The 15,580-nt window shown below is 66.3% G+C and carries 17 protein-coding genes; 7 read left to right on the top strand and 10 right to left on the bottom strand.

Features of this window, described 5'->3' with window-relative positions:
- Positions 1–17 precede the first annotated feature (17 nt).
- The 4 genes from pepN to QTH97_RS05165 form a co-directional block, all read right to left on the bottom strand.
- Entirely contained in the window at positions 18–2,711 is a 2,694-nt protein-coding gene (gene pepN, locus QTH97_RS05180) for an aminopeptidase N (RefSeq protein WP_286566980.1), read from the bottom strand.
- Positions 2,698–3,384, bottom strand: a complete 687-nt coding sequence (locus tag QTH97_RS05175; RefSeq protein WP_286566979.1) for an HAD family hydrolase — start codon at positions 3,382–3,384, stop codon at positions 2,698–2,700. Before QTH97_RS05175 ends, pepN begins: the two co-directional genes overlap by 14 nt.
- A protein-coding gene (prfB, locus tag QTH97_RS05170) for a peptide chain release factor 2 (protein ID WP_286566978.1) occupies positions 3,384–4,488 on the bottom strand; the annotation gives its coding sequence in 2 pieces (ribosomal slippage) (positions 3,384–4,406 and positions 4,408–4,488; 1,104 coding nt in all). The genes QTH97_RS05175 and prfB overlap by 1 nt, the downstream gene beginning before the upstream one ends.
- Positions 4,489–4,580: 92 nt before the next feature.
- Complete coding sequence (locus tag QTH97_RS05165; protein WP_286566977.1) at positions 4,581–5,498, bottom strand: alpha/beta fold hydrolase; 918 nt, start codon at positions 5,496–5,498, stop codon at positions 4,581–4,583.
- A 92-nt stretch (positions 5,499–5,590) separates the two neighbouring features.
- Between QTH97_RS05165 and QTH97_RS05160 the strand changes: the two genes are divergently transcribed.
- From QTH97_RS05160 to QTH97_RS05145, 4 genes are read left to right on the top strand one after another with little or no spacing between them, the layout of a single operon-like run.
- On the top strand, positions 5,591–6,652 hold the full coding sequence (locus tag QTH97_RS05160) for an aldo/keto reductase (protein ID WP_286566976.1): 1,062 nt from the start codon (positions 5,591–5,593) through the stop codon (positions 6,650–6,652).
- A gap of 10 nt (positions 6,653–6,662) precedes the next feature.
- A complete protein-coding gene (locus QTH97_RS05155) occupies positions 6,663–7,154 on the top strand; it encodes an aminoacyl-tRNA deacylase (protein WP_286566975.1) in 492 nt (163 codons plus the stop codon).
- A gap of 52 nt (positions 7,155–7,206) precedes the next feature.
- Positions 7,207–7,836 carry a glycerol-3-phosphate 1-O-acyltransferase PlsY gene (gene plsY, locus QTH97_RS05150; RefSeq protein ID WP_286566974.1) on the top strand — a complete coding sequence of 210 codons (630 nt, stop codon included), beginning with the start codon at positions 7,207–7,209 and terminating at the stop codon, positions 7,834–7,836.
- Positions 7,837–7,844: 8 nt separating this feature from the next.
- Positions 7,845–8,198, top strand: coding sequence for a RidA family protein (locus QTH97_RS05145; RefSeq protein ID WP_286566973.1), 354 nt, complete (start codon positions 7,845–7,847; stop codon positions 8,196–8,198).
- Positions 8,199–8,202: 4 nt separating this feature from the next.
- Here QTH97_RS05145 and QTH97_RS05140 read toward each other — a convergent pair whose 3' ends face one another.
- Entirely contained in the window at positions 8,203–8,841 is a 639-nt protein-coding gene (locus QTH97_RS05140) for a retropepsin-like aspartic protease family protein (RefSeq protein WP_286566972.1), read from the bottom strand.
- 104 nt (positions 8,842–8,945) lie between these two features.
- A complete protein-coding gene (locus QTH97_RS05135) occupies positions 8,946–9,431 on the bottom strand; it encodes a YajQ family cyclic di-GMP-binding protein (RefSeq protein ID WP_286566971.1) in 486 nt (161 codons plus the stop codon).
- A 78-nt stretch (positions 9,432–9,509) separates the two neighbouring features.
- Here QTH97_RS05135 and murB point away from each other — a divergent pair, with 78 nt between their 5' ends.
- Positions 9,510–10,562, top strand: a complete 1,053-nt coding sequence (murB, locus tag QTH97_RS05130; protein ID WP_286566970.1) for a UDP-N-acetylmuramate dehydrogenase — start codon at positions 9,510–9,512, stop codon at positions 10,560–10,562.
- Between the two features lie 4 nt (positions 10,563–10,566).
- On the top strand, positions 10,567–11,376 hold the full coding sequence (locus QTH97_RS05125; RefSeq protein ID WP_286566969.1) for a glycine-rich domain-containing protein: 810 nt from the start codon (positions 10,567–10,569) through the stop codon (positions 11,374–11,376).
- A gap of 65 nt (positions 11,377–11,441) precedes the next feature.
- Here QTH97_RS05125 and argG read toward each other — a convergent pair whose 3' ends face one another.
- From argG to QTH97_RS05105, 4 genes are all read right to left on the bottom strand, one after another.
- Positions 11,442–12,785: an argininosuccinate synthase gene (gene argG / locus QTH97_RS05120; RefSeq protein WP_286566968.1), complete on the bottom strand. Its 1,344-nt coding sequence runs from the start codon at positions 12,783–12,785 to the stop codon at positions 11,442–11,444.
- Between the two features lie 15 nt (positions 12,786–12,800).
- Positions 12,801–13,124, bottom strand: a complete 324-nt coding sequence (ppnP, locus tag QTH97_RS05115; protein ID WP_286566967.1) for a pyrimidine/purine nucleoside phosphorylase — start codon at positions 13,122–13,124, stop codon at positions 12,801–12,803.
- 133 nt (positions 13,125–13,257) lie between these two features.
- On the bottom strand, positions 13,258–13,806 hold the full coding sequence (locus QTH97_RS05110) for a hypothetical protein (RefSeq protein ID WP_286566966.1): 549 nt from the start codon (positions 13,804–13,806) through the stop codon (positions 13,258–13,260).
- Positions 13,807–13,881: 75 nt separating this feature from the next.
- Positions 13,882–14,235 (bottom strand): ArsC family reductase, encoded by a 354-nt coding sequence (locus QTH97_RS05105; RefSeq protein WP_286567109.1) that lies wholly within the window; start codon positions 14,233–14,235, stop codon positions 13,882–13,884.
- A 47-nt stretch (positions 14,236–14,282) separates the two neighbouring features.
- Between QTH97_RS05105 and folC the strand changes: the two genes are divergently transcribed.
- Positions 14,283–15,578: a bifunctional tetrahydrofolate synthase/dihydrofolate synthase gene (folC, locus tag QTH97_RS05100; protein ID WP_353655620.1), complete on the top strand. Its 1,296-nt coding sequence runs from the start codon at positions 14,283–14,285 to the stop codon at positions 15,576–15,578.
- Positions 15,579–15,580: the final 2 nt, after the last annotated feature.

Here is a 15,580-nt window from a genome sequence, read left to right as displayed (position 1 = left end):
TCGGGATTCCTTGTGAGTCAGGCCGTCAGCGCACGCGTGACGACCTCGTGCGTGTCCTTGCTGAGGTCCGGGCGGGCGGCGACGCGGGCGATGGCCTCGCGTGCGGCGCTGCGATAGGGTTCGGCCAGCTTGCTCCAGCGGTCGAGCGCACGCGCGAGGCGGGCTGCAACCTGCGGATTGATAGCGTCGAGCTCGATCACGCGGTCGCTCCAGAACACGTAGCCGGCCGCATCGGGGCGGTGCAGGGCGCCGGGGTTGGCGCTGCAGTAGCTGAAGATCACGCTGCGTGCGCGGTTCGGGTTCTTGATGGAGAAATCCGGGTGCTTCATGAGCTGCTTCACCAGCGGCAGGATGTCGCCGCCGCGGTCCGGTGCGCCGGCCTGCAGCGAGAACCACTTGTCGATCACGAGCGCTTCATCCTTGAAGATCTCGTGGAAGCGCGCGAGCGCCTGTGCCGCCAATGCGTGGCCGGACGAGACCAGCGCGTTGAGGGCGTTGAAGCGATCGGTCATGTTGCCCGCGTCCTTGAAGCGCTGCAGCGTCTTGCCCGGCCAGACAGCGTCGCCCGTGGCGCGCGCGGCAAGGCACAGATGGGTCAAGGCGATGCCGGCCAGGGCGCGGCGGCCCGAGGAGACCGGGTCGGGCGTGTAGGCGCCGGTGTCGCGGTTCTGCTCGTACACAAGCTCCCAGTCGGCGAGGAGGGCGGTGGCGAGCTGCGCGCGCATGGCTTCGCGCACGACGTGCACGCGCTGCGGGTCGACGACTTCCAACTGCTCGGCGATGTACGTTTCCGAAGGCAGCGTGAGCACGAGTTCCTTGAACGCGGCATCGAGCGTCGAATGGCGCAGCACGCCGCGCATTGCATCGACGAAGGCGTCGTTCAGCGGCAGCTCGTGGGTGCCGGCCGGCGGGGTCGCGATGGCGCGCACCGCCGCGCGCAACGCGAGGCGCTGGCCCGCTTCCCAGCGGTTGAACGGATCGGGGTCGTTGGCCAGCAGCGTGAGCAACTGGGCGTCGGTGTATTCGTAGTCGAGGATCACGGGCGCGCTGAAGCCGCGCAGGATCGAGGGCACGGGCTCGGCGTCGATATTGACGAAGGTGACCTGTTCGCCCGCGCGCGTCAGCACGAGGGTCCGCGTGCCTGCGACGCCGTTCGATTCGCCTTCGAGTTGCAGCGGCAGCTCGCGGCCGTCCGTACCCAGCAGGCCGATGTTGACCGGGATCACGAACGGGTCCTTCGACGGCTGGCCCGGCGTGGGCTGGCAGCTCTGCACGAAGCTCAGCGTGTAGCTGCGCGCCGAGGCGTCGTACACGCCGTGCGCCGCGAGACGCGGCGTGCCGGCCTGGCTGTACCAGCGCTTGAACTGGGGCAGCAGCCGCGCGAGGTCGGAATCGGGATTGGCATCGGCAATCGCCTGCGCGAAGTCGTCGCAGGTCACCGCCTGGCCGTCGTGGCGCTCGAAGTACAGCGTGATGCCGCGCTCGAAGCCCTTGCGGCCGACCAGCGTCTGCATCATGCGGACGACTTCCGCGCCCTTCTCGTAGATGGTGACGGTGTAGAAGTTGCTGATCTCGATGTAGCTGTCGGGCCGCACCGGGTGGGCCATGGGGCCGGCGTCTTCCGGGAACTGCGCGGTGCGCAGGACGCGCACGTCCTCGATGCGCTTGACGGCGCGTGCCGATGCATCGGCGCACAGGTCCTGGCTGAACTCCTGGTCGCGGAAGACGGTGAGGCCTTCCTTGAGCGAGAGCTGGAACCAGTCGCGGCAGGTCACGCGGTCGCCGCTCCAGTTGTGGAAGTACTCGTGGCCGACCACGCTTTCGATGTTGCTGTAGTCGGCGTCGGTGGCCGTGGCCTGGTTGGCGAGAACGTACTTCGTGTTGAAGATGTTCAGGCCCTTGTTTTCCATCGCGCCCATGTTGAAGTCGCTGGTCGCGACGATCATGAAGCGGTCGAGGTCGAGTGGCAGGCCGAAGCGGGCTTCGTCCCACATCACCGAGTTGATCAGCGAATTCATCGCATGCTCGGTCTTGTCGAGGTCGCCGGCGCGCACGTAGACCTGCAGCAGGTGTTCCTTGCCGTTGCGCGCCTTGATGCGCTGCTCGCGCGCCACCAGCTTGCCGGCGACGAGCGCGAACAGGTAGCTGGGCTTGCGGAAGGGATCGACCCACTTCGCGAAGTGGCGACCTTCGGGGAGGTCGCCCTGCTCGACGAGGTTGCCGTTGGACAGCAGCACGGGGTAGGCGGCCTTGGCGGCACGCAGCGTGACCGTGTAGCTCGCCATCACGTCCGGGCGGTCGAGGAAATAGGTGATGCGGCGGAAGCCCTCGGCCTCGCACTGCGTGAAGAAGGTGTCCTCGCTCACGAACAGGCCCATGAGCTTGGTGTTCTTCACCGGGCAGCAGGTGGTGAAGATCTCCAGCTCGAAGGCATCGGGCAGGTTGTCGATCACGAGCTGGTCGACGTCCATGCGGAACGACGCGCCCTGGCCGTCGACCAGCACGCGGGCCAGGTTCAGCTCGTCGCCGTCGAGGCGAAGGGGCTCGGGTGCCACGTCGGGATTGCGACGCAGGCGCATGCGGTTCAGCACGCGGGTCTTGGCGGGGTCGAGGTCGAAGGTGAGGTCGACGGTGTCGATCCAGTAGGCAGGCGCGCTGTAGTCCTCGCGACGGATCGCGATCGGTTGGCCTTGGGCATCACGCAACAGCATCGAGTGTCTCCAGAAAGTTTGAGTTGGCTAGTTCGTTGTAGTCACGCACGGCCGCAATCACGTGCGGCCCCGCGAGTTCGGAGGCGCTGTGGCTGGTGCAGACCGCGACCGCAAGCATCCCGCCGCGGCGTGCGGCCTCGATGCCGAAGGGCGCGTCTTCGAAGACGATGCAGCGCGAGGGCGCCGTTCCGATGCGGCGTGCGGCTTCGAGGAAGATGGCCGGCTGCGGCTTGCCGGGGAGACCTTCGTCGCCACCGACGATGGCGAGCGGCGCGGTGTCCATGCGCAGGTTCGACATGGTGAAGGCGATGTTGTGCCTGTCGCCCGCCGTGCCGACCGCGATCTTGAGTCCGCGCGCGGTGGCGCTGCTGGCGAAGGACCGGAATCCTGCGACCTCGCGGAACTCCGCGCCGAACAGCTCGCGGTAGATCGATTCCTTGTGCTCCATGATGGCAGCGCCCTCGGCCTGGCTGACCTCGCGCCCCATGAGCTCGCAGGCGCATTCGAAGCCCGTGCGCCCGGTGGTGCGCCGCATGAAATGCGGGATGTCGATCGTCAGGCCGTTGCGGCGCCCGTACTCGACCCATGCCCGGGCATGCCAGGGCATGGAATCGACCATGGTGCCGTCCATGTCGAAGATCAGCGCTTCCACCTTGTGCTTCGGGCCCTGCATCAGACGCCCTGCTTCAGAGAGGCCTCGATGAAGGCGTCGAGATCGCCGTCCAGCACCTTCTGGGTCGCCGAGATCTCGACGTTGGTGCGCAGGTCCTTGATGCGGCTGTTGTCCAGCACGTAGCTGCGGATCTGGTGGCCCCAGCCCACGTCGGTCTTGCTGTCCTCGAGCTTCTGCTGTTCTTCCTGGCGCTTGCGCATCTCGTGGTCGTACAGGCGCGAGCGCAGGCGCTTCCAGGCAACGTCGCGGTTGCTGTGCTGGCTGCGGCCGTCCTGGCACTGCACCACGATTCCCGTCGGGATGTGCGTGAGCCGCACGGCCGAGTCGGTCTTGTTGATGTGCTGGCCGCCGGCGCCGCTGGCGCGGAAGGTGTCGGTGCGCACGTCGGCCGGATTGATCTCGATCTCGATCGAGTCGTCGATTTCCGGGTAGACGAAGATGCTCGCGAAGCTGGTGTGGCGCCCGCCGGAAGAGTCGAAGGGCGACTTGCGCACGAGCCGGTGCACGCCGGTCTCGGTGCGGAGCAGGCCGAAGGCGTAGTCCCCCTCGACCTTGATGGTCGCGCCCTTGATGCCTGCGGTGTCGCCCGGCGTCTCGTCCTCGATCTGCGTCTTGAAGCCCTTGCGCTCGGCGTACTTCAGGTACTGTCGCAGCAGCATGCTGGCCCAGTCGCAGGCTTCGGTGCCACCGGCGCCGGCCTGGATGTCGACGAAGGCGTTCAGCGGGTCGGCCGGGTTGTTGAACATCCGGCGGAATTCGAGTTGCTTGATGTCGGCTTCGAGCTTGGCGGCGTCATCTGCGATGGATTGCAGGCCGTCCATGTCGCCATCTTCCTTCGACATCTCGAAGAGCTCGGTATTGTCCGAAAGCCCACTGGTAAGCCGGTCGAGCGTGACGACCACGTCATCGAGCGACTTCTTTTCCCTGCCCAGTTCCTGGGCCTTCTTGGGATCGTTCCAGACGTTGGGATCTTCGAGCGATGCGTTGACCGTCCTCAGGCGTTCGGCTTTGGCATCGTAGTCAAAGATACCTCCGTAAATCGGAGGTCCGGGCGCTCAGGTCCGCGAGGGTTGCGCCGATTTGGTTGATTTGCTCTGCATCCATGGGGTGTCCTGACGGTGTTCGGGGGAAACCCGGCATTTTCTCACGTTGGGCAGAGCCCGGTCCGACGGGGGCGGAGTGGGCGGAAGGGCCTTTCAGCCGGCCAGGAAATCCTCGATGAGGGACGCGACTCGTGCAGGCTGGTCGTGATGCAGCATGTGGCCGGCGTCCTCGACGCGGGCGACGCGGGCGTCGGGCACTTTCTTCAGGCGCTCGTGGTATTCGGCCAGGGTGTAGCGGCCTTTCCACCATCGGCTGAGGCTGTCGTCCGATGCCTCCACCGCCAGCACCGGCGCGGCGATGGAGGCGTACAGCGCGAGCATCTCGTCGCAACGGAAGATGTGGGCGTTGATGATCTTGTGCGCCGGATCGCCCAGGATCTCCCAGCGTTCGCCGCCGTCCGCGTGCGGCCGCGGGGCGGACCAATGGGCGGCAAGCCAGTCGGCCTTGTCCTGGGAAAGGCGGGGATTGGTCTTCATGAGGCGCCGCGCGACGCCGTCGACCGCGGAATAGCTCGCCAGCGCCATCTCGCCGCGATGCAGGCGTTTTTGCTCGTCGATCCACTTCGCGTAGCGCGCGGGAGCCTGTTCGGGCTCGAAGGCCGGCATGCCGAACCCTTCGAGGTTGATCAGCCGTCGAATCCGCTGCGGCCGGACGCCACCGTATTGCATGGCGACATTGCCCCCCATGCTGTGCCCGACGAGATCGACGGGGGTGTCACCCGCGTAGCGGTCCAGCAACCAGTCGAGATCGGCCAGGTAGTCCGGCATCCAGTAGTTGTCGACATGGCCGCCAGCCGTGAGGCCGAAGCCGCGCCAGTCCGGCGCCAGCACCCATCGCGATTCGGCCAGCGCGTCGACCACGAACTGCCAGGAGGCAGCGACATCCATCCAGCCATGCAGCAGCACCAGGGGCGGCCGGGCGGGGGTGGGCTCGCCCCACGCGCGCACGTGGTAGCTCAGGTTGCGGACGGGAACGAATTCGCTGCGCGAAATGCGGAGGGCTTGGTACATCGGCGCCGATGATAAGGACGGGGCGACGGTCGCACAGTCAGGTGCATGACACACGACAACGCGCCGGCGCGCCAGCAGGTAGCATTTCGCCCATGCAAAAAATCCAACTCGGTCAGAGCGACCTTCACGTCACGCCGATCTGTCTCGGCACCATGACCTTCGGCGAGCAGGTCAACGAACCCACGGCCCACGCCATCCTCGATCGGTCGTTCGAGCGCGGCGTCGACTTCATCGACACGGCAGAGATGTACGCGGTGCCGGCCCGCAAGGAAACCTTCGGCGCCACCGAGACGATCATCGGCAACTGGTTCGCAAAGAACCCGGGCATGCGCCAGAAGATCGTGCTGGCGACCAAGGTGGCGGGCCCGTCGCGCGGCATGCCGTGGGTGCGTGAAGGCGGGGGCATGACGGCCGCCGACATCGCGGCCTCGTGCGAGGCCAGCCTGAAGCGCCTGAAGACTGACGTGATCGACCTCTACCAGATCCATTGGCCGGAACGCAATGTGCCGGCTTTTGGCGCGATCTACTACGACCCGGCCAAGGAGCGGTCCGAGACGTCCATCCATGAGCAGCTCGAGGCGCTGGGCAAGCTGGTCAAGGCCGGCAAGGTGCGCGCGATCGGCCTGTCGAACGAGACGCCGTATGGCGTGCACGAGTTCGTGAGGCTCGCCGAGCAGCATGGCCTGCCGCGCGTGGCGACCGTGCAGAACGTCTACTGCCTGGTCAGCCGCGCGCTGGAGAACGGCCTGGACGAGACCATGCACCGTCTCGGCGTCTCGCTGCTGGCATATTCGCCGCTGGCTTTCGGCCTGCTGACCGGCAAGTACGACGAGAGCGGCACCGAAGGCCCCGATGCGCCCAAGGGCGCACGCATCTCCAGCTACGAATCGGTGCGCAAGCAGCGCTGGGGCCGGCCGGACGCCCTCGCGGCCGCGCGCCGCTACAACGCCCTGGCGAAGGACCATGGCCTCACTCCGGCCAAGCTGGCGCTGGCGTTCTGCTACACCAAGTGGCAGGTGGCGAGCACCATCATCGGCGTGACATCCGTGGCGCAGCTCGACGAAGACCTGGACGCCTGGGGCACCAGGCTGTCGCCTGACCTCCTGGCGGAAATCGACAAGATCCGTTGGGAGCTGCGCGATCCGGCCGCTTGACCGCCGAGCCGTGAGCAAGAAGACGCACGTCTCCGAAACGCCCGCCACCCAGTTGTTGCGGGCCCACGGGATCGCTTTCACCGAGCATCCCTACGAATACCTCGAGCACGGCGGCGCTCAGCACAGCGCCGAAGTGCTCGGCTTCGACCCTTTCATGGTGGTCAAGACGCTGGTGATGCAGGACCAGGATGCCAAGCCGCTGATCGTCCTGATGCACGGCAACCGCACGGTCTCGACCAAGAACCTGGCGCGGCAGATCGGCGCCAAGTCGGTCGAGCCTTGCAAGCCCGAGGTCGCGAACCGGCACAGCGGCTATCTTGTCGGCGGCACATCGCCCTTCGGGACGCGGCGCGAGATGCCGGTGTACATCGAGTCGACCATCCTCGAACTGCCCAGGATCGCGATCAACGGTGGACGGCGCGGCTACCTCGTCGGCATCGACCCGCAGGTCTGCGTCAGGCTGCTCGGCGCCAAGACGGTGCAGTGCGCGCTGGCAGAATAGCCGGCTGCCTCGGTCTGAGGCGTGCCGCCGGGATTGCCGGCCCGGAGACACTGTGAGTTCCTACTTTCCCTCGCTGATCGCGATCGTTCTTTCCTACCTGTTGGGCTCCCTGTCCTTTGCAGTGATCGTCAGCAAAACGCTCGGCATGGCCGACCCCCGCAGCTACGGCAGCAAGAATCCGGGCGCCACCAATGTGCTGCGTTCCGGCAACAAGGGTGCGGCGCTGGCGACGCTGCTGCTCGACGCGCTCAAGGGCTGGGTGCCGGTGTTCGCGATCCAGCATTTCGGCCAGGGGTTCGGCATGGGGCAGGGCACCGCGGCTGTGGCCGGTCTGGCGGCGTTTCTCGGACACCTCTACCCGGTGTTCTTCGGCTTCCAGGGCGGCAAGGGCGTAGCGACCGCGGCTGGCGCGCTCATGGGCATCGATTGGCTGCTGGGCCTGGCGACCGGCAGCACCTGGCTGATCATTGCCGTCTTCTTCCGCTATTCGTCGCTGGCTTCCATCGTGGCGGCCTTCTTTGCACCGGCCTACTATCTCATCGGCGGCGAGATCGCGTGGCCGCTGGACCTCACCGTGCTGCTGGCACTGGTGTCGATCAGCCTGCTGCTGATCTGGCGGCACCGCGAAAACATCCGCCGGCTCGCGGCAGGCACGGAGTCGAAACTCGGCTCCAGGAAATAGGAACAGTCATGGCATCCATACAGCGCTTCCACGTCGGTCCGCGCCTGAGCGAGACGGCAGTGCACAACGGCACGATCTACCTCGCGGGGCAAGTGCCCGACGACACCTCGCAGGACATCCGCGGCCAGACTGCGCAAGTGCTCGCAATGATCGATCGCCTTCTCGCGGAGGTGGGCAGCGACAAGTCGCGCATCCTGATGACGCAGATCTTCCTGGCCGACATCCGCGAGATCGTCGCGATGAACGAGGTGTGGGATGCGTGGATTCCCGCCGGCAACACGCCGCCGCGCGCGACCGTGCAGGCCGCCATGGCCAACCCCGCCTACAAGATCGAAATCGTGGTGACCGCTGCGGCGGCCTGAGGCGCTAGAAGCGTTTTTCCAGGACCATCTGGTCCGCGTCGCGACGCATGGAGAAGCGATTGATGAAGCTGTTGCCCAAGAGGACGAAGGGCATGGGCTGCTCGGACACGACTGCTTCGACGTCGTAGACCTCCACGTCGCCCACACGCACGGAATTCAGCCGCACGCGATAACCCTGCGCGACGCCGTTCGCGGTGCTCATCCGCACGGGCTGCCCCTTGGAGAAGTCCAGGCCGATACGCTGCGCATCGGCCGCCGACATTGCCACCGTGGTAGCGCCGGTGTCGAGCATGAAGCTGACGGCGCGCCCATTGATTGCGCCCTGGGCCATGAAATGCCCGCCGCTCGATACCGGCAGCACGATGCGGCTGCCCCCGCCGCCGCCCGGGCCGCCGCCGCCGATGCTGACCGGCGTGTCCATGCGCAACGCCACACGCTTGCCGCCGGACTCGACCGTGGCCTGTTCGCCCTGAAGCGACACAAGCTTGACTCCCTGGAAGGTCTCGCCGATCGCCACGGTCTTGGGTGCGCCGCCGTTCACGATCAGGATCGCGCGGCTGCCGATGGTGCCGGTGAGCATTACCGATTGGGCGTGCGCGAAGGTGCAGGCCGTCGCAAGGAATGCGACGACGAACGAGCGCATCGATTGCCAGGAAGACCGCGGAACTGCCTTTGCCGGGCCGCAGGTATTGCCCGCGGTAAGCGGGGTGGCGTCCACGCGAAGTGGGAAAGCCTGGGGACGAGCCATCAGTCTCTGAAATTGTTGAAGGACAGCGGCATGTCCGGCACGTCCTTCTTGATCAGTGCCATCGCGGCCTGCAGGTCGTCGCGCTTGGCGCCGGTGACGCGCACCGCATCGCCCTGGATCGCGGCCTGCACCTTGAGCTTGCTGTCCTTGATCAGGCGCTGGATCTTCTTGGCGGTCTCGGATTCGATGCCGTTCTTGACCTTGATCACCTGCTTGACCTTGTCGCCGCCGATCTTCTGGACGTCGCCCTTGTCGAGAAAGCGCACGTCGACGCTGCGCTTGGTCAGCTTGGCGCGCAGGATGTCCTCGACCTGCACGAGCTGGAACTCGGCGTCGCCGATCAAGGTGATTTCCTTGTCCTTGAGTTCGACGGACGCCGCGGTGCCCTTGAAGTCGAAACGCGTGGCGATTTCCTTGGCGGTGTTCTCCACTGCGTTCTTGACCTCGGGCAAGTTGGGTTCACAAACAGTGTCGAAAGACGGCATGAAGGCTCCGGCAGCAACAGGATTGAATAGTGGGGCCGCGCGCAGTGCCGCGCGACGTGTGAATGCGACAATTCTCCCATGATCGTGGAGCACAACGTACCGCTGCAGCAGCACAACAGCTTTGGCATCGTCGCGCGCGCCCAGCATCTGGCGCGCATCACCGGCGAGGCGGACGTTGCGGCGCTGCTGGCAGACGCGCAATGGCGCGACGCGCCCAAGTTCGTGCTGGGTGGCGGCAGCAATATCGTGCTCACAGGCGACGTCAAGCCGCTGGTGCTCAAGGTCGAAATCAAGGGGCTGAGGCTCGTCGACGAGACGTCGCGTGCATGGATCGTGGAGGCGGGGGCCGGCGAGGCCTGGCACGACACGGTCCTGTGGACGCTCGAACAGGGCCATCCGGGTCTTGAAAACCTGGCGCTGATCCCCGGCACGGTGGGCGGATCGCCGGTCCAGAACATCGGAGCGTACGGCGTCGAACTGCAGGACCGCTTCGATTCGCTCGATGCGATCGACCTCGAAACCGGCCGCGCCTTCACGTTGGATGCGGCCCAGTGCGCCTTCGGCTACCGGGATTCGGTCTTCAAGCACGTGGCCCGCGGCGGCAACGATTTCGGCCTGGCCGGGCGCGCCCTGATCACGCGCGTGCGTTTCCGGCTGCCCAAGCCGTGGAAGCCCGTGCTCGGCTACCTCGACCTGGAACGCAAGATGGCCGAAACCGGCAACTTCGCGCCGAGCGCGATGGACATCTTCGACTGGGTGTGCGCGATCCGCCGCGCCAAGCTGCCCGACTGGCGCGTGCTCGGCAACGCCGGCAGCTTCTTCAAGAACCCGACCGTGACGCCCGAACAGTGCGCCGACATCATCGCCCGCGACCCCAAGATCGTTCACTATCCGATGGCGGACGGCAGCATCAAGCTGGCTGCCGGCTGGCTGATCGATGCCTGCGGCTGGAAGGGCAAGTCGGTGGGCAACGCTGGCGTGTACGAACGGCAGGCGCTGGTGCTGGTCAACCGGGGCGGCAAGGCCAACCCCGTGACCGGCGGGGAGGTGATGACGCTGGCCAAGGCGATCCAGACCAGCGTCTACGAGCGCTTCGGCATCCGGCTCGAGCCCGAACCGGTCGTCGTGTGAGCGGATGGACCTCGACTTCCTGCACCTGAATTTCCGGCGGCGCATTGCGGCCCTGATCTGGGCAAGGCGAATCGTCGTCGTGGCAGCGGTCGCGTCGGCCTTTTTCCTGGCGCGTCGCTGGTGGACTGCGGGCTTGCTGTTGGCGGCTGCCTTTGCATTCACCGCTACATTGAACTGGCTCGAAGCCAGCCTGCGGCGCCAGTTCGTGCGCGAGGCCCGGCTGCCGAGCTTCCTGACCGGCAAGTTGCGAGCGGCACATCCGCAGCTGAGCCAGCGCGATGCCGAACTGGTCTTGCGCGGCCTAAGGCAGTTCTTCATGGCGCATCTGCGCAGCGGGCGCCGGTTCGTCGCGATGCCTTGCAAGGTGGTCGATACCGCGTGGCACGAGTTCATCCTGCACACGCAGGGATACCAGCGCTGGTGCGAGGCGGCTTTCGGCGGGATGCTGCACCACAGCCCGGCCGAGGTGCTGGGCCGCGACGCACGCCGCAACGATGGCTTGCGCCGCAGCTGGTTCTGGGCCTGCAAGGAGGAAAGCATCGATCCCCGCAAGCCGTCGCGGTTGCCGCTGTTGTTTGCGCTCGACGCCAAGTTCGGCATCGACAATGGCTTCCACTACGTGCCCGACTGCCACGCCATTGACCGGCAAGCCGGCTCCGGCGTCCATTGCGGCACGAGTTTCGGCGAGTCGTCCTCGGACGGCGGTGGCGCGGGTGATGCGCACGGATTCGGCGGCAGCGAATCGAGTGGAGACGGTGGCGGCGGCGATTCCGGCGGCGACGGAGGCGGCTGTGGTGGGGGCGGGGGGGACTGACCTCCTGGGCGCGGGCAAAAAAAGCAGGCCGGCGGCCTGCTTTTTTGTTGCTGTCGCGAAAAGGCCTACTGACCCTTGCCGTCGTCGTTCGTGAGCTTGGGTAGCGATGCGCCTTGTCCCGACACCAGCAACCCCGCTTGCGTATAGATCGTCAGCTTGTCGCGCGTATCGACGATGTCGAGGTTGCGCATCGTGAGCTGTCCGATGCGGTCGGCCGGCGAGAAGCTCGATTCGCCCTTTTCCATGGTCAGGCGCTCGGGCTTGTACGTCAGGTTGGGCGACACGGTGTTCAGGATCGAATAGTCGTTGCCGCGGCGCAGCTCGACCGTGACTTCGCCGGTGATCGCGCGCGCCACCCAGCGCTGGGCGGTCTCGCGCAGCATGATCGCCTGCGGGTCGAACCAGCGGCCCTGGTAGAGCAGGCGGCCAAGGCGTCGACCATGGTCGCGATACTGCTCGATCGTGTCCTCGTTGTGGATGCCCGTCACGAGGCGTTCGTAGGCGATGAACAGCAGCGCGAGGCCGGGCGCCTCGTAGATGCCGCGGCTCTTGGCCTCGATGATTCGGTTCTCGATCTGGTCGCTCATGCCCAGGCCGTGACGGCCGCCGATGCGGTTGGCTTCGAGGATCAGGTCCACCAGGCTCGTGTATTCGACACCGTTGATCGCGACCGGACGGCCTTCGACGAAGCGCACGGTGACTTCCTCGCGCTTGACCTCGACTTCATCCTTCCAGAAGGCCACGCCCATGATGGGCTGGACGATCTTCATGCCGCTGTCCAGGTGCTCGAGATCCTTGGCCTCGTGCGTCGCGCCGAGCATGTTGGAGTCGGTGGAATAGGCCTTCTCGGCCGACATCTTGTAGGCGAAACCGGCCTTCTGCATGAATTCCGACATCTCCGCGCGGCCGCCCAGCTCGTCGATGAAGGTCTGGTCCAGCCAGGGCTTGTAGATCTTCAGCGCAGGGTTGGTGAGCAGTCCGTAGCGGTAGAAGCGCTCGATGTCGTTGCCCTTGTAGGTGCTGCCGTCGCCCCAGATGTGGACGTCGTCTTCCTTCATGGCCGAGACCAGCATGGTGCCGGTGACAGCGCGCCCCAGCGGGGTGGTGTTGAAGTAGGTCACGCCGGCCGTGGTGACGTGGAAGGCGCCAGCCTGCAGGGCGGCGATGCCTTCGGCGGCGAGCTGCGTGCGGCAGTCGATCAGGCGCGCCTTTTCTGCGCCGTAGAGCATCGCCTTGCGCGGGATCTCGTCGTAGTCGGGCTCGTCGGGCTGGCCGAGATTGGCGGTGTACGCGTAGGGGACGGCGCCCTTGTTGCGCATCCAGTGCAGCGCGGCGCTGGTGTCGAGGCCGCCCGAAAAGGCGATGCCGACCTTCTGGCCGGCGGGAACGTTCTGGAGGATGGTGGACATGCTCGGAATCCCGGTTCAGCCGAAGTGGCAGATGTAGCTGTAGGGCTCGCCGCTCACGCGGATCTGGAAGCTGGAGTTGCCCGGCACGCTGAATTTTTCGCCCGCGCCCGAGGCCACCCATTCGTCGCTGCCGGACAACTTGTATTCGCAACCGCCGGCAGTGCCTTCCATGATCTCCGGCGCGCCGGTATTGAAGGTGAGGGTGGACGGCAGGATCACGCCGACCGACTTCTTGGTGCCGTCAGCGAGCGTGAGGCTGTGGCTCACGCATTTGCCGTCGAAGTACACGTTGGCCTTGGTCGATACCGCGGCGCTCTGGAGGAATTCGGTTGTGCTCATTGGATAGGAGGGCCTGGCGCTGGTTGCGGTCGGCAATCAGCCGCGCGTCGTTGCAGGACGCGCCCGTGCAGCAATGGTTGGAAAAGCCCGTGATTTTAGGCTTGCCGGCCGGCCCCCCGGCCCCGACGGCCGATCAGCGCCAGCGGCCGCCCCAGCCGCGCGAGTACCCGAAGCCCAGCGAAATGCCGATCGGCGGGTAGACATAGGGCTGCGGATAGGCGTAGGCGGGTGCAGGGTAGTACGCGGGCGCCGGGTAGTAGACCGGGGCCGCCGGCTGTACGTAGACCGGCGCGGGTTGGGCATACACCGGCGGTGGCGCGCCGCGGCCGGACACGACGATGCCCTGTTCAGGAACCACGTTGTCCCAGCTTTGCGGGGCGTTGTTGTAGTCGGAGCCCTGCGCGAACTGCGGCTGCGGAGCCACGGGAGACGTGGTCGCGACGCCGTAGGCGCCGACGTCGACGGAAATGCTCGCGCCGGGCGGCGTGGCGGTGCGGGTCGTGTATTGGCGACCGGCGTATTCGTAGGTGACGTTGTAGGTGGTGCTGCCGTTGGATTCGGTCACCGGCGAGGTCGAGATGACCCGCGCCAGCACCTGTTCCGCCTGGGCGAGCGTGGCTCCTCCTGCCAACGTTGCCAGCACCGAAAGGGCGGCGATCCTGCGAACCATCTTTGTATTCATCTGAAACTCCTGGAACGGGGCGCCGAGCCCCACTTAACCTCGTTGGATGCGTGCAGGCGGAATCGGTTCAACCGTTTACACAACGCGGCTTTTCCATTGGGCTGCATCGAACCCCGTTGTAACGCCGGCAGCGGAGCCCCAGTTGACTACCGGGCGCTTGATCAGGCTCGGGTTGGAAAGCAGCACCGAGCGCGCCGAAGCGCTGTCGACGACCGCCGCACGGGTCTCGTCGTCGAGGCGGCGCCAGGTGGTGCCGCGGCGGTTTACCAGCGCCTCCCAACCCGGGGCTTTCAGCCACTGGTCGAGTTCTTTTTCGGGCACGCCTTCCTTCTTGAAGTCGTGGAATCGGTAGGCGACGCCGTGTTCGTCGAGCCAGGCGCGGGCGCGTTTGACGGTGTCGCAGTTCGTAATGCCATAGAGGGTTGTCATTCCGTCGATGATGCCCGCGGCGCGGGTCGGCGACAATTCCGGGCTCCATGAAAACCCTCGCAGACTGGCTCTCGCACGCCGAGCGCCTGCATCCCAAGAACATCGAACTCGGCCTCGACCGGGTCCGCGCAGTCGCCCAGCGGCTGGGCCTTTCCTTCGACTGCCCCGTGATCACGGTGGCGGGCACCAACGGCAAGGGTTCGACCTGCGCCATGCTCGAGTCGATCCTCACGCATGCCGGCTACCGCGCCGCCGTGTTCACCTCGCCCCACCTCGTGCGCTTCGAGGAGCGCCTGCGCCTGTCAGGCGAAGCCGTCGACGGCACGGAACTGGCCCGGCATTTCGAAACAGTGGAGCAAGGCCGCGGCGAAGTCGCACTGACCTATTTCGAGTTCACCACGCTCGCCATCCTGTTGTGCATCGCGGCGAACAAGCCGGATGTCGCCATTCTCGAAGTCGGCCTCGGCGGACGGCTGGATGCCGTCAACATCGTCGACGCCGACTGCGCCGTGATCACCAGCATCGACCTCGATCACATGGATTACCTCGGCCCCGATCGCGAGAGCATCGGATTCGAGAAGGCCGGCATCATGCGCGCCGGCCGGCCGGCGGTCGTCAGCGACCCGGTGCCCCCGCAAAGCGTGATCGACCACGCGAACGCGATTGGCGCCGATCTCTGGCTGGTGGGGCGCGACTTCAACGTGTCGGGCGACAAGCAGCAATGGGGCTGGAGCGGCCGCGGCCGGCGCTACAGCGGGCTGGCCTACCCGGCGTTGCGCGGCGCCAACCAACTGGTCAATGCGGCGGGCGTGCTGGCGGCGCTGGAATCGCTGCGGCAGCGCTTGCCCATCACCGCCCAGGCAGTGCGCAACGGACTGGCGATGGTCGAACTGCCCGGGCGCTTCCAGATCGTGCCGGGCGAACCCACGCTGGTGCTCGACGTCGCGCACAACCCGCACGCGGTCGCGGCGCTGGCAGAGAACCTCGACGCGATGGGTTTCTTTCCGACCACGCATGCCGTCTTTGGCGTGATGGCGGACAAGGACGTGGCGCCCATGTTCGCGCGCATCGGGCCGATGATCGACCGCTGGTACTTCACCGATCTGCCGACCGAACGCGCCGCGAAGGCCGGCGATCTGCTCGCCCGCTGGCAGGCGCAGAACACGCGCTCCGACGTCGCCGGCAGCGTGCACGGCGCGCCCATGGAGGCGCTGCAGGCGGCCATCGATCGCGCCGACCCCACTGATAGAATCGTGGTCTTCGGATCGTTCTTCACCGTGGGTGGTGTGCTCGAGCACGGAACACCCCGTCTGCGAGCCAGGCACTTGTCTCCCGGCTCCTGAAA

The sequence above is a fragment of the Variovorax gracilis genome (genome assembly GCF_030317115.1).
In the GTDB taxonomy this organism is placed as follows: domain Bacteria; phylum Pseudomonadota; class Gammaproteobacteria; order Burkholderiales; family Burkholderiaceae_C; genus Variovorax; species Variovorax gracilis.
The sequence above is the reverse complement of the archived record's forward strand: the minus strand, read 5'-3'. Positions and strand labels throughout refer to the sequence as shown.

Excerpts from the sequence above, each read along its gene's own strand:
- folC (WP_353655620.1), top strand. The coding sequence starts at position 14,283 with ATGAAAACCCTCGCAGACTGGCTCTCGCACGCCGAGCGCCTGCATCCC.
- QTH97_RS05140 (WP_286566972.1), bottom strand. The coding sequence starts at position 8,841 with ATGCGCTCGTTCGTCGTCGCATTCCTTGCGACGGCCTGCACCTTCGCG.
- QTH97_RS05165 (WP_286566977.1), bottom strand. The coding sequence starts at position 5,498 with ATGTACCAAGCCCTCCGCATTTCGCGCAGCGAATTCGTTCCCGTCCGC.
- QTH97_RS05105 (WP_286567109.1), bottom strand. The coding sequence starts at position 14,235 with ATGACAACCCTCTATGGCATTACGAACTGCGACACCGTCAAACGCGCC.
- QTH97_RS05160 (WP_286566976.1), top strand. The coding sequence starts at position 5,591 with ATGCAAAAAATCCAACTCGGTCAGAGCGACCTTCACGTCACGCCGATC.
- murB (WP_286566970.1), top strand. The coding sequence starts at position 9,510 with ATGATCGTGGAGCACAACGTACCGCTGCAGCAGCACAACAGCTTTGGC.
- QTH97_RS05125 (WP_286566969.1), top strand. The coding sequence starts at position 10,567 with ATGGACCTCGACTTCCTGCACCTGAATTTCCGGCGGCGCATTGCGGCC.
- ppnP (WP_286566967.1), bottom strand. The coding sequence starts at position 13,124 with ATGAGCACAACCGAATTCCTCCAGAGCGCCGCGGTATCGACCAAGGCC.
- QTH97_RS05135 (WP_286566971.1), bottom strand. The coding sequence starts at position 9,431 with ATGCCGTCTTTCGACACTGTTTGTGAACCCAACTTGCCCGAGGTCAAG.
- QTH97_RS05145 (WP_286566973.1), top strand. The coding sequence starts at position 7,845 with ATGGCATCCATACAGCGCTTCCACGTCGGTCCGCGCCTGAGCGAGACG.
- QTH97_RS05175 (WP_286566979.1), bottom strand. The coding sequence starts at position 3,384 with ATGCAGGGCCCGAAGCACAAGGTGGAAGCGCTGATCTTCGACATGGAC.
- QTH97_RS05110 (WP_286566966.1), bottom strand. The coding sequence starts at position 13,806 with ATGAATACAAAGATGGTTCGCAGGATCGCCGCCCTTTCGGTGCTGGCA.
- argG (WP_286566968.1), bottom strand. The coding sequence starts at position 12,785 with ATGTCCACCATCCTCCAGAACGTTCCCGCCGGCCAGAAGGTCGGCATC.
- pepN (WP_286566980.1), bottom strand. The coding sequence starts at position 2,711 with ATGCTGTTGCGTGATGCCCAAGGCCAACCGATCGCGATCCGTCGCGAG.